Annotated in this window: 1 protein-coding gene and 1 pseudogene; both read left to right on the top strand. The window is 74.3% G+C overall.

The genetic code is table 11. The features are described 5' to 3' along the window. A pseudogene (locus tag GM672_RS28600) lies at window positions 1-251 on the top strand (hypothetical protein); the annotation flags it as partial. Further along, window positions 233-1,564, top strand: a 1,332-nt coding sequence (locus GM672_RS27605) for a hypothetical protein (protein WP_155473683.1), incomplete at its 3' end; no start/stop codon positions are given. The pseudogene GM672_RS28600 and the gene GM672_RS27605, both read left to right, overlap by 19 nt.

Genomic DNA, 1,564 nt, shown 5'->3' on the forward strand with positions numbered 1-1,564 from the left:
CCCTGTCCGGCCACGCTGCGCTGCCTGCATTGTGGCGCCGCACGGCGGGCGAAGCCGTGAGCCGCCTGCCGGGCAGTGACGAAAAGCTGGCCGCCCAGCGCTCCGTGCAGGACGTGGCCGACGGCTGCATGCCGTGCCGCGGCGCGCTGCGTGCGTGGCTGCGCCTGACCCTGGCCGAGGCCCCCGTGGTGCTGCAGGCGCAGCCTCGCACCGATACGGCCTTCGATCGGGCATGGCGGGGAACCCGATGATGCTGCTGCCGATTGCCGCCGCCGGGACCGGTGGCCTCAGCGCCGTTTTGTACCTGCGCCGCCGCCGCTGGCTGGATGCGGCGCTGGCCGTCGTTGCCGGTGGCGCGCTGGCGGCCATGCTGGCGCTGCCCGCCGGTACTGCCCCCGCCGGCGCAGGCGGGACACTGGCCTTGACCGACGACGTCCGCGAACTGGACGCCACCACGGTGGCCGAGGCCGCCCGCATCGAGCTGCGTGGCCATGGCCTGTTCGATGCCGAATGGCGCGACCTGCCGGCCCGCCCGGTGGCGTGGCAGGCGCCGCGCGGTGAAGCGCTGTGGCTGGATTTTCCCCGTACCGTGGCACGGGGCCGCAGCTTCGCGTTGACGGTGACGCGTGCGAACGGGGCCGGGCCGTGGCGCGTGCAACTGCTGGCCGAGAATGGCGCCGTGCTGGACCAGGCCAGCGGCAGCGGCGGGCAATTGACGGTGCAGTGGCTGCCGCCGCTGGCAGAGCGGCTGGTGCTGCGCGCGCGCTTGCAGGACGGTGTCGGCAAGACCTTGCACGAAGGGCCGGTGCCGCTCCTGGTGACAGAACCGCAGCCCTTGCAGGTGGTCGGCCGCTTCGGCGCGGCGTCGTTCGACACGCGCGTGCTGAACGGCCTGCTGACGGACAGCGGCGCCATGCTGGACTGGCAGACCGTGCTGGGCGCGGTCGTGACGCGCACGGAGACGGCGCGCGCGCCGCTGACCAGCCCGAACGCGGCCGTGATCGATGCGGCCTGGTTCGAGCGGCAGGGCAGCGCGGCCCGTACCGCCTTGCTGGCCCAGGTGGCGCAGGGCATGCCGCTGATCGTTTTGGGCGGCAATGCCGCCGCGCCGGCCGCGTGGCAGGGCGCGCTGGGCCTGCCGCTGGCGCCGCAATCGGTAACGACGGAAAAAGAGGATACCCGCCACGTCACGGCCGGCGGCACCGTACTGGCGCTGGCGCCGGCGTCGTACAACCCGCCGCGTGACGCCGGCATGGCCTGGCAGGTGGCGGCCCGCGACAACGACGGCAAGCCGTGGCTGTGGCAGCGCCCATGGCAGCAGGGCCGCATCGCGTGGGTCGGCGTGGCCGACTGGCACCGCCATGCGATCGCGGCGCCGCGTGCACTGGCAGGGTGGTGGCAACAGGTAGTGGACCGGGGCGCGCAAGGCAGCGTGCAGTCGCTCGCGTGGTTGCAGCCCGATCCGCTGCCGTTGCCGGGCTTGCGCACGGAGCTGTGCGCCCACGGCGTGAAGCCCGGCGCCGCGGTGACGGTGCCGGGCCAGGCGCCGCTGGCCTGGCAGGCA

The organism is Pseudoduganella buxea, from assembly GCF_009720835.1.
In the GTDB taxonomy this organism is placed as follows: domain Bacteria; phylum Pseudomonadota; class Gammaproteobacteria; order Burkholderiales; family Burkholderiaceae_D; genus Rugamonas; species Rugamonas buxea.